Below are 14,446 nucleotides of genomic sequence, written 5' to 3'. Positions count from 1 at the left end.
TGTTCCTCCAGGCCGTCTTGCGGACTCGCGAGGGCATCCAGAACCCGACTGGAGGGACATTCACCGCAAAAGGGCAGCGGCCCCCGCTCGAGCGCCGCGCCAAAGATCAAGAGACGACAGTGGCCCGCCCCCTGGGGGGCGGGCCACTGTCGATGCTGACCTCAGTCGGCCAGGCGCTCGTTCAGCTTCGTCAGCAGATCGATCGCAGCCGCCGGGATGATGGTGCCGGGCGGGTAGATCGCGTCGGCGCCGTGCTCGCGGAGCTCGTCGAAGTCCTGGGCCGGAATCACGCCACCCACGACGATCATCAGATCCTCGCGGCCCAGCTTGTCCAGCTCCTGACGCAGCGCGGGCACCAGGGTGAGGTGACCGGCGGCCAGGGAGGAGACCCCCACCACGTGGACGTCCGACTCGACGGCCTGGCGGGCCACCTCTTCCGGCGTCTGGAACAGCGGGCCGACGTCGACGTCCATGCCGAGATCGGCGTAGGCGGTGGCGATGACCTTCTGGCCACGGTCGTGGCCGTCCTGGCCCATCTTCGCGATCAGGATGCGCGGACGGCGCCCCTCCTTCTTCTCGAACTCCTCGACGAGCCTGCGGGCCTCGTCGACGTCGTCACTCGAGCCGGATTCGCTGTTGTACACACCTGAGATCGTACGGATCTGAGCGGTGTAGCGGCCGTAAACCTTCTCCAACGCGTCGGAGATCTCCCCGAGGGAGGCCTTCGCGCGGGCCGCGTCGATGGCCACCTTGAGCAGGTTGCGGTCGGGATCGGTGGAATCCGGGTTCGCGGCCACCCAGGTGAGGCGCTCCAGCATCTGCTGGGTCACGGCCTCGTCCCGCTCGGCGCGCAGGCGCTCCAGCTTGGCGATCTGGGACGCGCGGACCGTCTTGTTGTCCACCTTCAGCACCTCAAGCGCATCCTCGGTGTCCAGCTTGTACTTGTTGACGCCGATGACGGGCTGGCGGCCGGAGTCGATGCGGGCCTGGGTGCGGGCCGCGGCCTCCTCGATGCGCATCTTCGGGATGCCCTGCTCGATGGCCTTGGCCATACCGCCGGCCTGTTCCACCTCCTGGATCCGCTCCCATGCCTTGCGGGCGAGTTGCTCGGTGAGCTTCTCCACATACGCCGAGCCGGCCCACGGGTCCACAGTGCGCGTGGTGCCCGACTCCTGCTGCAGGAACAGCTGGGTGTTGCGGGCGATGCGGGCGGAGAAGTCCGTCGGCAGCGCGATGGCCTCGTCGAGGGCATTGGTGTGCAGCGACTGGGTGTGGCCCTGGGTGGCGCCCATGGCCTCGACGCAGGTGCGTACGACGTTGTTGTACACGTCCTGCGCTGTCAGCGACCAGCCGGAGGTCTGCGAGTGCGTACGCAGACTCATCGACTTCGGGTTCTTCGGCCCGAACTGACGTACCAGCTTGGCCCACAGGATGCGCGCGGCGCGCATCTTCGCGACCTCCATGTAGAAGTTCATCCCGACGGCCCAGAAGAAGCTCAGGCGGGGGGCGAACTGGTCCACGTTGAGGCCCACCGACTCGCCGGCGCGGATGTACTCCACACCGTCAGCCAGCGTGTAGGCCATCTCGATGTCCGCCGTCGCTCCGGCCTCCTGCATGTGGTAGCCGGAGATGGAGATGGAGTTGAACTTCGGCATGTGCGCGCTGGTGAAGGCGAAGATGTCGGCGATGATCCGCATCGACGGGGTAGGCGGGTAGATGTAGGTGTTGCGGACCATGAACTCCTTCAGAATGTCATTCTGAATGGTTCCGGCCAGCTGCTCGGGCCTGACGCCCTGTTCCTCGGCCGCGACGACGTAGAGCGCCAGCACGGGAAGTACCGCGCCGTTCATCGTCATCGACACCGACATCTGGTCCAGCGGGATCTTGTCGAACAGCTGACGCATGTCCAGGATGGAGTCGACGGCGACGCCCGCCATGCCCACGTCACCGGACACCCGTGGGTGGTCGGAGTCGTAACCGCGGTGGGTGGCGAGGTCGAACGCGATCGACAGGCCCTTCTGGCCGGCGGCCAGGTTGCGGCGGTAGAACGCGTTGGACTCCTCGGCGGTGGAGAAGCCCGCGTACTGGCGGACCGTCCACGGCTGGTTGACGTACATCGTGGCGTAGGGGCCGCGGAGGAACGGCGGGATGCCGGGCGCGGTCTCGAGGAAGTCGAGGCCGGCCAGGTCCGAATCGCCGTACAGCGGCGGCACGAGGATGCGCTCGGGCGTCTGCCACCCGGCGGAATGCCCGGTGGCCGCGGTGAGGGCCTCGAACTTGGTGGCGGCGTCGGCCGGGACCGACTCCGTCAGCTCCACGTCATTGAAACGAGGGATCGTCATTGCTCAGGCTCCCATCTTGTTCAGGGTGGCGGTCAGCAACTCCACCACGTTCATGCCGTCGAACACATTGCCGTCGACGGCGCCCTCGGCGCCCTCGCCCAGCTCCTTGATCTGGCCGGCGACCAGCACCGTCTCTGCTCCTGCGGCGCGCAGCGCCTCGGCGACGGCGACGCCCTGGTGGGCGTAGACCTTCGCGCTGGAGCACAACACCGCGATCCTCGCGCCCGACTCGGTGAGCTGGCGAGCGAAGTCCTCGGGTGTCTCGCCCTCAGCGACCAGCGTGTCCAATCCGCCGACGTGCAGCAGATTGGCGGTGAAGCCCTCGCGGCCGCCGAAGTCACGGCGGGCGCCCAGGCAGGCGAGCAGCACCACCGGGGCGTTGCCGGCCTCGCGGGCTGCGGCCGAGCGGTCGCGGAGGTCCTCGAAGACCTGCGAATCGCGCATCATCTTCAGGCCGCCGAGCTCCGGGGCCGCGGGGCGGGCCTTGCGCTCCAGCGCGGCCTCCTCGTGGTTGGGGAACATCGACACGCCGGTCAGCGGGATCTTGCGGGTGGCGAGCTGGGCAGCGCGAGCGGCGACCACCTCGTCGAGCTGGGCCTTGACGGTGCCGTCGGCCAACGCGGCGGCGAAGCCCTCAGCGTCGAGGCTCTGGAACACTGCCCAGGCCTTCTCGGACAGCTGCTGGGTGAGCGACTCGACGAACCAGGAGCCGCCGGCGGGGTCGTTGACCCGTCCGACGTTGGACTCCTCGGCCAGCACCACCTGGGTGTTGCGTGCCAGGCGGCGGGAGAGATCCGTCGGGAGGCCAGAGGCCGCGTCGAACGGCAGTACGGTCTGCACCTCAGCGCCACCAGCCGAGGCGGCGAAGCAGGAGATGGTGCCGCGCAACACGTTGACGTAGGCGTCGTCGCGTGAGACCTGCCGCTCGGAGGTGACCGCGTGCTGCACCGCACCACGCTTGGCCTCGGTGACGCCGAGCACCTCGCCGACGCGCGACCACAGGCCGCGCAGCGCCCGGAGGCGTGCGATGGTGGCGAACTGATCCGTGGTGGCTGAGACGCGGAACATGACGGCGTCGAACGCCTCGTCCGCGCTGAGGCCCGCCTCGGTCAGCGCCCGGACGTATTCGACGCCCACCGCGACCGCGTAGGCCAGCTCGTGCACGTCGCCGGCGCCTGCGTTGTGGTAGATGGTGGCATCCACCACAATGGGTCGGACGCCGGGGAACGGCTTGGCCAGTTCGACGGCGGTGGCCAGGACGCTCAGATCGGCGTCGGTGCCGGCCAGGGCGGCCGCCCCGATGGGATCGACGCCGAGATTGCCGGCGAGTGTCGCGGCGTCCTGACCGGAGGCCGCGAGCACGTCGACGAGGGCCTTGGCCGCGTCGAGCTGCTGCGCCTTCGACGTGAGATAGACGGGCGCGAGGTCCAACATGACGTCGGCGAGCACCGCCGGGACATCGGCCACGGCTACGGCGCCGGGGTCGACGCGCAGGTAGACGGCCGTGCCGCCCCGCTCGAGGTCTGTCAGGATGGCGCGGCGGGTCTCTGCCGCGTCGGGGTCCTCCTGCAGCTGCGCCACGTGCCAGGCGTCCATCTCGCCATCGCGCACCGTGGTGCCGCGGACGAAGGGAGCCACGCCGGGGTAGCCGAGCTCCTCGACGCCGTCGCTCTTCACGTACAGAGGCTTGATGGTTAGGCCGTCGACGGTGGAGCTCGTCAGGCGCTTGTACGCCTGCTCGATACTGAGCTCCTTGCCCTCTGGCCGCTTTCGGTTCAGGACCTTCAGGACCTCCTTCTCCCAGTCCGCCTGGGAGGGAGTGTCAAAGTCTGCAGCCAGGCTGATGTCGGCCGCACTCGTGGCTTGATCGCTCATCGCTCTCCGTCTTGTCTCAGGGGTGTGCACCCAACCCCCACACTAAACCAGCGCCATTACCCCCATACGGCGGGGCGGCAATAGGTCAGACCGAACAGCGGGTGATATTCTTATCGGCCGCGATCGGCGCGCGCCGGTGAACGGTCACCGCGGATCGAGGCCACCATGTCCAGCGTTCGCCGCGTGGCGCGGACGTCGTGGGCGCGGAAGACCGTGGCGCCGAGCCAGGCTGCGACGGCGGTCGCGGCGAGGCTGCCCTCCAGGCGCTCGTCAGCGGGCAGGTCGAGGGTCTCACCGACGAAGTCCTTGCGGCTGATGGCCTGCAGGACCGGGAACCCGAGGGCGACGACGCGGTCCGTCGCGGCCACCAGGGCCAGCGAGTTGGCGGTGGTCTTGCCGAAATCCAGGGTGGGATCGACGAGGACGCCGTCTGCTCGCACGCCCGCGTCGAGCGCGCGCCGGGCGCCGCCGTCGAGGACGCGCAACACGTTGTCAACGACGGCGTCTCCAGGTCCGTAGTCGATGCCGACGGGGTCGGTGCGGGGCGGGAGGCCTCCGGTGTGCGAGACGACGTACCCTGCCCCGAGCCGTGCCGCCACGTGGACGAGGTCCGGATCGGAGCCGGCCCAGGTGTCGTTGACGAGGTCGACGGCGCCCTCACAGGCTGCGGCGACCTCGGCCCGCCAGGTGTCGAGGCTGATCGGAAGCTCTGGAAAGCGCTCGCGGAGCGCGAGGACGAACGGGCGGACGCGCGCGATCTCAGTGGCCTCGTCGATCCACTCGCCCTCCTGTCCTGCGCGCACGCCGCCGACGTCGATGAGGTCCACGCCCTGGTCCACCATCTGCACGGCGCGGGCGAGAGCGGCGTCGTCGTCGAGGTAGCGGGCGGTGGCGTAGAAGGAGTCCGGAGTGCGGTTGATGATGCCCATGACGGCGGGGTGGGAGGCGTCGAAGCGGAGTCCACGCAGGACGAGCGGGGCGGGCTGAGGACGGGTCACTCCGAGAGTCTAGGTGGGCGTCGCGGCGGCCTTGTCGGGCCGGCGGCTGGGAGTGCGTTGAGCCGGACACGGCTTTCGGGGGAGGGTGTTGAGCCGGACACGGCACTCAGCGACGATCTGGGTGGGTTGGATCGTTAAAGCCTGTGACGAGCCAGACACGGCTCCCGCGAGAGTGTGTTGAGCCGGATCTGGGTCTGGTGGACGACTTGAACGTTCAAAGCAAACGGTCCGGGCCACGAGACTCGAATCAGGCTCAAAGGAGTCCTCCGACAGCCGTGTCCGGCTCAAGGACCATCCTGGACCCGCGTGTCCGGCTCGACGACGTTTCCGACCCGCGCGTCGGGTGCGACGCGTCGGCGGCCACCCCGGTTTTGACGGAAGGTTGGGCTGTGCCGGCGCCTAGGTGACAGGATTGCCGCGTGAGCATCCCCGCGCGAATCATCCAAGTCGGCGTCAACGGGTACGGCCGGCTCCACCTCGAGGCCATCGCCGAGATGGAGGCCGCCGGGCGGGCCGTCCTTGTGGCGGCCGTCGATCCACGGCCCGGAGGGTTCGATGCTGTGCCGGTCTACGACACCCTCGAGCAAGCGCTTGCCGCGCATCCGGCCGACGTGGTCAGCATCGCCACCCCCATCGGCACCCACGGCGCGCTCGGCGCATTCGCCCTCGAGCACGGGGCCGACGTGCTGCTCGAGAAGCCGCCGACGGCGTCGCTGGCGGAGTTCGATGCCCTGCTCAGTGTGGCCAAAGGCACCGGCCGAGCCGTCCAGGTGGGCTTCCAGGCACTGGGCTCCGACGGGGTCGATGTGCTGCAGGTCGCGCTCGCCGACGGGCTGGTCGGGGACCACGCCCGGGTGGTCGCCTGGGGGGAGTGGAGCCGCAGCGCGGGATACTACAACCGCAGTTCCTGGGCCGGTCATCGCGTGTTCGACGGCCAGCGGGTGGCCGACGGCGTGGTCGCCAATCCGCTGGCACACGCCGTCGCCGCAGCCCTGGCGGTCGCGGGCGCGCAACGCGCTGACCAGGTGCGATGGGTGGACACCGAGCTCTACCGGGCGCACGACATCGAGACCGACGACACAGCCTGGGTGGAGGTGGGCACCACAGTCGGGGTCCCCGTCCAGGCGGCGCTGACACTCTGCGCGGACACCGGGGGATCGGAACCCTCGCCGAGTGTCGCGGTGATGGGGGATCGCGGTTCCGTGATCTTCCGCTACAGCGACGACGAGGTGGACTGGCGCCTGACGGGCGAGCCCGAGCGCACGGAGCGGGTGTCGCGGCAGGGCCTGTTGGCCAACCTCCTGGACCATCGCGAACACGGCACACCGCTCCTTGCCCCCCTTGTGGACATCGGCGCGTTCATGTGTGTCCTCGAGGCCAGCCAGACGGCGCCCGAGCCGACGCCCGTGGATCAGGCGCACGTCACGTGGATCGGCGACGGGGAGTCCCGTGTCCCGGTGATGCACGCGATAGCCGATTCAGTGTCGTCCGTGGTGCGTCAAGGACGCTCGTGGTCTGCGGTCGGGGCCCCGTGGGCCGCGTCGTCCCCCACCCGCTGGACCCCCTGACAAGGAGTGAAAGATTGTTCACACAAAAAGCGTGACATGCGGGAAAGCGCTTGCTAGCCTGGGGGCACCCGATCGCACGCACGCTGCGGTGTCGTTACGGGACGCAGGCCAAAGAAGGCGTGTGACCATCGAAAGGAGTACCAGTGCTCAAGAAGCGCTTTACCTCAGGCATCGCTATGGCGCTGCTGCTGCCCCTGGCGGCATGCGCCGGTGGCAGCAACCCCGCCACCACAGACGGGGCCGAGGCCCCCAGCGGTGAGCCATTGCAGTTCTACCTCTCGGGCGACACCTCCCAGGGCGGCGGCTACGCCAAGCTCGCGGCGGAGTACACCGAGGAGACCGGCGTCGAGATCGAGGTCGTCGATCTCGCTTATGACGACCTCGCCGTCAAGGTCAAGAACGCGGCGCTGGCCAATGATCTGCCGGCCCTCGCCCGCATGCCATCGGTGGACCCCACGTGGATCGATCAGCTCGCCGACCTCTCCGACATCGGTGAGAAGAACGACGTGATGATGGATCTCGCCAAGGTCACCGAGGACGGCGAGGCTCTCTCGCTGCCCAGCGACCTGACCGCCGTCGGGCTCTACCTGAACAAGACGCTGTGGGACGAGGCAGGGGAGACCTGGCCGACCTCCGGTGACGACGTCTGGACCTGGGACGAGTACGTGGCGGCCACCGAGCGCGTCCAGCAGGCCACCGGCGCGAAGTACGGCATGGTCATGGACCGCTCCTCGCACCGTCTGAAGTCCTTCCTCTTCCAGTTCGGCTCCGAGCTCTGGCTCCCGAACGACGAGGGAGTCTACGAGACCAACGACGCCACTCAGCCGGCTATCGAGTACTTCAAGACCCTCAACGACGACTCCTTCATGCCCCGTTCGGTGTGGCTGAGCGCCGACGACCCCGCCGCGCTGTTCAAGTCCGGCCAGGTCGCCTCGTACTACTCCGGCTCGTGGCAGATCGCGTCCTTCGACGCCGAGATCACGGACTTCGAGTGGGTCTCGGTCCGCATGCCCGCCCAGCCTGTTCGCGCCACGATGTTCGGTAACGCGGCGGACATGGTGGTCTTCGAGGAGACGGGCCAGACCGACGAGGCGCTCGCTTTCGTCGACTGGCTCTACACCCCGGAGCACTACACCCGGCTGATGGAGTACTCCTCGATGCTTCCGGCATCGGAGGGCATCGAGCCCACCTACACCGGCAACCAGGAGGCGTTCGACATCTACATCGAGGAAATCTCGGTCTCGCCCGATGCGGTCGGCATCGCCTTGGCCAACGACATCAAGAACGCGGTGCAGGGCAAGGTCACCGAGGGTGATCCCATGCGCGACGAGACGGTCAAGTACCTGAACGACGAGGTCACCATCGATGAGGCCATGGCCAACATCTCCGAGCAGATGACCAGCGCCCTGAGCTGATCGACCGAGGAGAACGTCTATGAGCACGCATGTAGAAAGCCGAAAGCGGCGGGGTAACCGCATCCCGCTGTTGGCCCCCCTGTCCTTCACCATCATCACGATGGTCCTGTTCGTGCTGTTCTTCGTCATGCCGGGAGGCCTCGGCATCTACTACGCCTTCACCGACTACCGCGGTATCGGCTCGGCTGAGTGGATCGGACTTGAGAACTTCGTCGAGCTCTTCCAGGACGAGGACTTCTACAGCGCGCTGTTCAGGACGCTGACCTACGCGGTCGTCGTGGTGCCGCTGGGCTTCGTCGTCTCCCTTCTGTCCGCGTGGCTGATCACCAGCCCGCGGACGAAGGGGGCCGGCGTGGCCCGCGTCATCTTCTTCCTTCCGTGGCTGGTCTCGCCGATCGTCGCCGGTGTCATCTGGCGCTGGCTCTTCGGTGAGAGCTTCGGACTCGTCAACTACCTTCTGAGCCTCGTCGGCATCGCCCCGATCTCGTGGCAGTCCAATGCGAACCTGTCGCTGTCCGTGGTGGTCCTGGCCGGCATCTGGGGCGGCATGGCCTTCTCCATGCTGCTCTTCGCCGCCGCGCTGAAGAACATCCCGCAGTCCTACTACGAGGCGGCCAGCATCGACGGCGCATCCACCTGGCAGCAGTTCTGGAAGATCACCCTTCCCCTGCTCAAGCCCACCTCCTTCATGGTGGTTCTTCTCAGCACCATCGGCGCCATGAAGGAATTCGCACTGATCCAGGCGCTCAACGGCGGCGGGCCGGGCACGCAGAACAACCTGATGGTGCAGTACATCTACTCGACCGGCTTTGAGCGGGCCAAGATCGGCTACGCGAGCGCGGCGTCGGTCATCCTCATGCTGCTGCTGTTGGTCATCGCCGGCATCCAGATGCAGTTCGACAAGGGAGCTGAGTACGAATGAGCAAGACCTCCACGCCCCGACGTCGACGTCACCGCGAGCCCGGATACTGGGTGCCTTCGGCGCTGCAGACCGCCGTCCTGTGGGGCATGGCGCTGCTGTTCATCGTTCCGTTGGCCTGGTTCCTTCTCAGCTCCTTCAAGCCGGCCGGTGAGCTCTTCCGCTACCCGCTGACCGCCCTCCCCGAGAACTGGTCCGTGGCCGGCTACGAGACGGCCTGGTCGCGCTACGACTTCGCGCTCTACTTCCGCAACACGGCCGTCGTCGCGATCGTCACGACGGTGCTGACCGTCATCGTGAGCGCCATGACTGGCTTCGCTTTCGCCAAGTACAAGAACAAGTGGCTCAAGGTGTTCTTCATCTGCATCCTCGCCACCACGATGCTGCCCACCGAGGTCATCATGCCGTCGACGTTCATCGTCATCCGCGACCTCGGCCTCTACAACCAGCTCCCCGGTGTCATCATCCCGTCGATCATCACCGCTACAGGCATCTTCATGTTCCGCCAGTACTACCGCAGCGTCCCCGACGAGCTGCTCGAGGCCGCCCGCATCGACGGCGCCAGCGAGATGCGGATCTTCTGGTCCATGATGCTGCCGCTCGCCAAGCCCATCGCGTTCACGCTGGCGATCTTCTCCTTCCACTGGCGCTGGAACGACTTCATCTGGCCGCTGCTCGTGCTCAACAACCCGAACCTGTACACCCTTCAGGTTGCCCTGCGCTCAATCGTCGGAGCGGAGAACATCGACTGGTCCGTGCTGCTGTCGGCCTCGGTCATCTCGATCATCCCGATGGGGTTCGTGTTCATCCTCTTCCAGAAATACATCCTCAACGCCGATCTCAACAGCGGGCTGAAGGGCTGATCATGGTGGGTGGGCTGAGGAGGCGGATCGTCGGATCTCTCTTCGAGACCTGGAGCGGGCCGGAGGTTCGCACCGACGCCGAGCAGCCGCACCGCCGCCTCCAACACCTGGCTGAGGCGGCCACCTACTGGATGCTGCTGGAAGGGTGCGTCGACGACGCGGCCACCGGCGTCGCGCTGAGTGCGCTCGACTCGCTGGCGCGCCAGCAGGACGAGGGAACCGGGCTGTTCGTTGTCGGGGACAACGTTCTCTCCCCGCCGGATACGAGCTTCAGCATCAACGGCCTCACCCGCCTCGCGCTGGTGTTGCGCGCGGTGGACGCCTCGGGTGAACCGTGGGACGAGGTGAGTCGCCGGCTGGGCCGCATCGTCGCCTCGGTCGCCGAGGCACTGCGGTCCGGAGGTGTGCACACCCCCAACCACCGCTGGGAGATCGCCTCGGCGCTCGCACGATCCGGAGCGGTCCTCGGCGATCCCGCGCTCACCGCGCGCGCCGAGCAGTGGCTGGCCGAGGGCATCGACATCCAGGAGGACGGCCTCTATTCGGAACGAAGCCCGAACTACGCCGCCTACGTGAGCAATCCGAGCCTCACGGTCCTCGCCTCCCTGCTGAATCGGCCGGACCTTCTGGACGTGGTGCACCGCAACCTGCACGCGCAGGCCCTCCTCACGGCCGACGGCGGGTCTGTGCTCACCCTCCAGTCGCGCCGCCAGGACCAGGGAAGGGCGTTCAGCGTCGCCCCCTTCGAGTTCGGCTATCTCACCACCGCCGGCGCCTTCTGTTGCGGACTCTGCGCATCGATGGCGCAGCGGTGCGCGGTATCTGGCGGGGGAGACCCGGTGGAGATCGCGGCCGGGCTCCTCGACGGCTCGCTCGTCCAGGCGACGACGCCCCCGCCGCAGATCGTTCGCCCAGAGGGCTGGCACACTTTCACGGCCAGCGAGCTGGCCCTGTACGTGGGTAAGGATGAGGAGCTCGTCGTGCGCGCAGCCTCGGACGTGGCGGCCGTAGGCCGGGTCTGCTCGGGCGTCAACCACGAGCCTACGTTTGCCTCCTACCGGCGCGGAGGGCTCCACATCGCGGGGATGAGGCTGTCGCGGGCCTTCTTCGGTCTGAGCCCGTTCCGCGCCGACACGCTGGAGCGACACGGCGATCGCGTGACGCTCAACGAGACCGTCTCCGCGGGTTACTACCAGCCCCTCGGCGTGGCCGACCACAGGGGCGACGGGAGCTACGAGCTCGAGTTCGACGGACGCTTCGCGGCCAGCATGTCCTTCTCCCGCCGGGACGTGGACGCGGTGCAGCTCGCCACAACGGTCACCGTCGAGCGGATCCCCGACGGGCTACGGGTGGCGGTGGCATGCGTCGGGCCAGCGGTTCCGCTGAGCCTGGAACTCGCCCTCGGGCCTGGCTCCGAGGCGTTGACGGGCGCGACCGCCACCGTCGACCCAGGGCTCTGGACTGCGCTGGGCCCCGTGGAGGTGCGCACCCACGACGGCGTGGCGTGGTCTGTCGAGCCAGCGTCGGATTGCCTGAGCGCTGCAGCGTTCTACGAGCCAGGTGAGGCCGTGCGCTACTCAGGCGGCTCCGACGCCGTCACGGGACCGAGGCTGGCGGTCGCCTGGCGCTCGGATGGGCCACTGGAGTTGCGCATCCGCCGGGTGAGCTGAGAACACTCCAAACCAGACCCGCCCCTATCGATCTACGCGGGCGTTGCCGCCGCCCGCGAGCTTGAGGACCTCGGCTGCGGTCACCATCGAGGTGTCGCCGGGCGTGGTCATGGCGAGGGCGCCGTGGGCCGCGCCGAACTCGACGCAGGTGGAGAGCGGCTCGCCGGTGAGGAGGCCGTAGATCAGACCGGAGGCGAAAGAGTCTCCACCGCCGACCCGGTCGAGGATCTCCAGGCCTTCGCGGTGGGTGGCCTGCACCAGGCCGGTGTCGGCGGACCAGGCCACTGCGCCCCAGTCGTTGGTTGAGGCCGAGTGGACTGTGCGCAGGGTGGTGGCGATGACGCCCATGTTCGGGTAGGCCCCCGCGACCCGTTCGATCATGGCCTTGAAGCCCTCGATGGGCAGTTCCGCGAGGTTCTCGTCGACGCCCTCGACCTCGAAGCCGAGGGCTGCGGTGAAGTCCTCCTCGTTGCCGATCATCACATCGACGTACTCGGCCAGCTCGCGGTTGACCTCCTGGGCGCGGGCCTGGCCGCCGATGGTCTGCCACAGGCTGGGGCGGTAGTTGAGGTCGTAGGAGACGGCGGTGCCGTGCTTCTTCGCGGCCTTCACCGCGGCAAGCGCGGTCTCGGCGGACTGTTCGGAGAGTGCGGCGTAGATGCCTCCGGTGTGGAGCCAGCGCACGCCCTGCTCGCCGAAGAGGCGGTCGAAGTCGATCTGGTCCGGACGCAGCTGCGAGATGGCGGTGTGGCCGCGGTCGGAGACGCCCTTGGCGCCGCGCACGCCGAAGCCGCGTTCGGTGAAGTTGAGTCCGTTGCGGATGGTGCGGCCGACGCCGTCACTCTTCGCCCAGCTGATCCATCGGGCGTCGACGCCACCGGCGAGGATGAAGCCCTCGACGAGGTGGCCCACCTCGTCGTCGACGAGCGCGGTGACCGCAGCCGTCGGCAGGCCGAACACGCGGGAGAGGCCTCGGACGACGTTGTACTCGCCGCCGCCCTCCCAGGCCGTGAAGGAGCGGGCGGTGCGGATGCGCAGGTCGCCTGGGTCGAGGCGAAGCATCACCTCACCCAGGGAGACCGCCTGGTAGCGGCACTCGTCGGCGGGACGAAGGTTGAGGGTGGCCATGTCAGGCCTCCGTTCCGAACGAGGCAACCGCGGCTGAGGCCTCGGCGCAGAGACGTCGGATGGTGTCCATATCGCCGGCGTCAACCACATTGGCGGGAACCATCCAGGAGCCGCCGACCGCAGCGACGTTGGGCAGCGCGAGGTACGTGGCGAGGTTGTCTGCCGACACACCGCCGGTGGGAATGAACCGCACCTGCTGGAACGGGGCGCCCAGCGCCTTGATGGCGGCAGGTCCGCCGTAGATGTTGGCAGGGAAGAACTTGAGGGTGGTCAGGCCCAGGTCGAGCGCGGCCATGATCTCCGACGGTGTGACCGCGCCAGGGAAGACCGGCAGGCCGTGGTGTTGGGCGCGCTGAACGACCGCTGCGCTGAAGCCAGGGCTGACGATGAACTGCGCGCCGGCGTCGACGGCCTGGTCCACCTGGGCGACACTCAGGACGGTTCCGGCACCCACCAGCAGGTCGGAGTTGACACTCATGCGTCGGATCGCTTCAGGTGCCGCCTCCGTGCGGAACGTCACCTCGGCGATCGGGATGCCTCCCGCCACCAGGGCCTCGCCGAGCGCCTCCGCGCGGTCTGCCTGGTTGATCACCACCACCGGGATGATCCGATTGTCGGCCACGTGCATGAGCCCTCCTTGGCTTGCGTGGGTTGAAGTCTCCGTTAGGATAGCGCTTTCCCTTCGATTCCTCTAGTGTGGTTCCTGCCCGCTGAGGCGGGCGCCCCGCCCCATCCTCATCGTGGAGTTCCCATGAAGTTCGACACCGGGCCCGGTCGGCTCCTGTTGGTTGACGGCGAGGTCACCGTCGCCGAATACGTCTATGAACCGACGGAGGTCCAACTCGAGTCGCCGCGTCCCTATGCGCTCCTTCGGACGCGCGCCGGCGGCGACGTCACCGCCTACCGCCCCGCCGACCATGTCTGGCACAAGGGGCTTTCGCTGGCACTCCCCGTGGTGGGGCCCCACAACTTCTGGGGTGGCCCCACCTACGTCCACGGCCGTGGCTACGTGCAGCTGCCCAACAACGGCGCGCAGGTGCACCGATCCTTCGAGATCAGCACCGACGCCGGCCCTGCCCGTCTCGTCGAACAGCTGGACTGGGTGGCGCAGGACGGCTCGCTGGTGCTGACCGAGGAGCGCCGCCTCACGGCCCGTCTCATCGATGACGTCACCTGGGCGCTGACCTGGCACAGCGCGCTGACGAACGTCTCAGGCGAGGGGCTGGGCTTCGGCTCGCCGACGTCCAAGGGCAGGGAGAACGCCGGGTATTGCGGCATCTTCTGGCGCGGCCCCGCCACCTTCACCGGCGGCGAGATCCTGGCGCCGTCTGGGCCGGCGGGAGACGCAGCTCGAGGGGAACCGGGCCCATGGCTGGCCTTCGCGGCCTCGGACCGCTCCGCCGGTGTCCTCATGCTGGACGCGGCGGAGGACCCCAACCCCTGGTTCGCCCGCAGCGAGGAGTACGCGGGGCTCAATCCGGCCCCGTTCTTCTTCACGGAGACACCGCTGCCGCAGGGCAAGACGCTCGTGCTGTCCGCAGCGCTCGTCGTCGGTACCGCGGACGTGGCCGCCCATGCCGGAGGTGTGGGTGCGGATCTCGTCGCTGAACTCCGGGCCATCGGCCCGACCCCCACCTCCGAATCTGCGACATCCGAGTGAGCCAGACC

The 14,446-nt window shown here is 68.1% G+C and carries 11 protein-coding genes; 6 read left to right on the top strand and 5 right to left on the bottom strand.

Annotated elements, in window-relative coordinates; all coding sequences use genetic code 11:
• Nucleotides 1-161: 161 nt before the first annotated feature.
• The 3 genes from scpA to folP all read right to left on the bottom strand — a co-directional run bounded on the left by scpA (nt 162) and on the right by folP (nt 5,215).
• A complete protein-coding gene (scpA, locus tag ACZK5N_RS00950) occupies nt 162-2,342 on the bottom strand; it encodes a methylmalonyl-CoA mutase (RefSeq protein WP_459017967.1) in 2,181 nt (726 codons plus the stop codon).
• Nucleotides 2,343-2,345: 3 nt separating this feature from the next.
• Entirely contained in the window at nt 2,346-4,217 is a 1,872-nt protein-coding gene (gene mutA, locus ACZK5N_RS00945) for a methylmalonyl-CoA mutase small subunit (RefSeq protein ID WP_459017966.1), read from the bottom strand.
• 110 nt (nt 4,218-4,327) lie between these two features.
• Complete coding sequence (gene folP / locus ACZK5N_RS00940) at nt 4,328-5,215, bottom strand: dihydropteroate synthase (protein ID WP_459017965.1); 888 nt, start codon at nt 5,213-5,215, stop codon at nt 4,328-4,330.
• A gap of 419 nt (nt 5,216-5,634) precedes the next feature.
• On the opposite strand from folP, the gene ACZK5N_RS00935 reads away from it, so the two are divergent.
• The 5 genes from ACZK5N_RS00935 to ACZK5N_RS00915 all read left to right on the top strand — a co-directional run bounded on the left by ACZK5N_RS00935 (nt 5,635) and on the right by ACZK5N_RS00915 (nt 11,650).
• Nucleotides 5,635-6,783 (top strand): Gfo/Idh/MocA family protein, encoded by a 1,149-nt coding sequence (locus ACZK5N_RS00935; RefSeq protein ID WP_459017964.1) that lies wholly within the window; start codon nt 5,635-5,637, stop codon nt 6,781-6,783.
• Between the two features lie 143 nt (nt 6,784-6,926).
• Complete coding sequence (locus tag ACZK5N_RS00930; protein ID WP_459017963.1) at nt 6,927-8,198, top strand: ABC transporter substrate-binding protein; 1,272 nt, start codon at nt 6,927-6,929, stop codon at nt 8,196-8,198.
• 19 nt (nt 8,199-8,217) lie between these two features.
• Nucleotides 8,218-9,120, top strand: coding sequence for a carbohydrate ABC transporter permease (locus tag ACZK5N_RS00925; RefSeq protein WP_459017962.1), 903 nt, complete (start codon nt 8,218-8,220; stop codon nt 9,118-9,120).
• The gene (locus ACZK5N_RS00920) at nt 9,117-9,980 is read left to right on the top strand and encodes a carbohydrate ABC transporter permease (protein WP_459017961.1); all 864 of its coding nucleotides are present in this window, start codon (nt 9,117-9,119) and stop codon (nt 9,978-9,980) included. The genes ACZK5N_RS00925 and ACZK5N_RS00920 overlap by 4 nt, the downstream gene beginning before the upstream one ends.
• Before the next feature lie 2 nt (nt 9,981-9,982).
• Nucleotides 9,983-11,650, top strand: coding sequence for a hypothetical protein (locus ACZK5N_RS00915; RefSeq protein ID WP_459017960.1), 1,668 nt, complete (start codon nt 9,983-9,985; stop codon nt 11,648-11,650).
• Between the two features lie 24 nt (nt 11,651-11,674).
• On the opposite strand, the gene ACZK5N_RS00910 is transcribed toward ACZK5N_RS00915, so the two are convergent.
• Together ACZK5N_RS00910 and ACZK5N_RS00905 are read right to left on the bottom strand one after the other, a co-directional pair.
• The gene (locus tag ACZK5N_RS00910; RefSeq protein ID WP_459017959.1) at nt 11,675-12,778 is read right to left on the bottom strand and encodes a sugar kinase; all 1,104 of its coding nucleotides are present in this window, start codon (nt 12,776-12,778) and stop codon (nt 11,675-11,677) included.
• A 1-nt stretch (nt 12,779) separates the two neighbouring features.
• On the bottom strand, nt 12,780-13,406 hold the full coding sequence (locus ACZK5N_RS00905) for a bifunctional 4-hydroxy-2-oxoglutarate aldolase/2-dehydro-3-deoxy-phosphogluconate aldolase (RefSeq protein WP_459017958.1): 627 nt from the start codon (nt 13,404-13,406) through the stop codon (nt 12,780-12,782).
• Between the two features lie 123 nt (nt 13,407-13,529).
• Here ACZK5N_RS00905 and ACZK5N_RS00900 point away from each other — a divergent pair, with 123 nt between their 5' ends.
• Nucleotides 13,530-14,438 carry a DUF6807 domain-containing protein gene (locus tag ACZK5N_RS00900; protein ID WP_459017957.1) on the top strand — a complete coding sequence of 303 codons (909 nt, stop codon included), beginning with the start codon at nt 13,530-13,532 and terminating at the stop codon, nt 14,436-14,438.
• Nucleotides 14,439-14,446: the final 8 nt, after the last annotated feature.

The organism is Tessaracoccus pujii, assembly GCF_055326215.1.
This window is presented reverse-complemented; position numbering and strand designations above follow the sequence as displayed.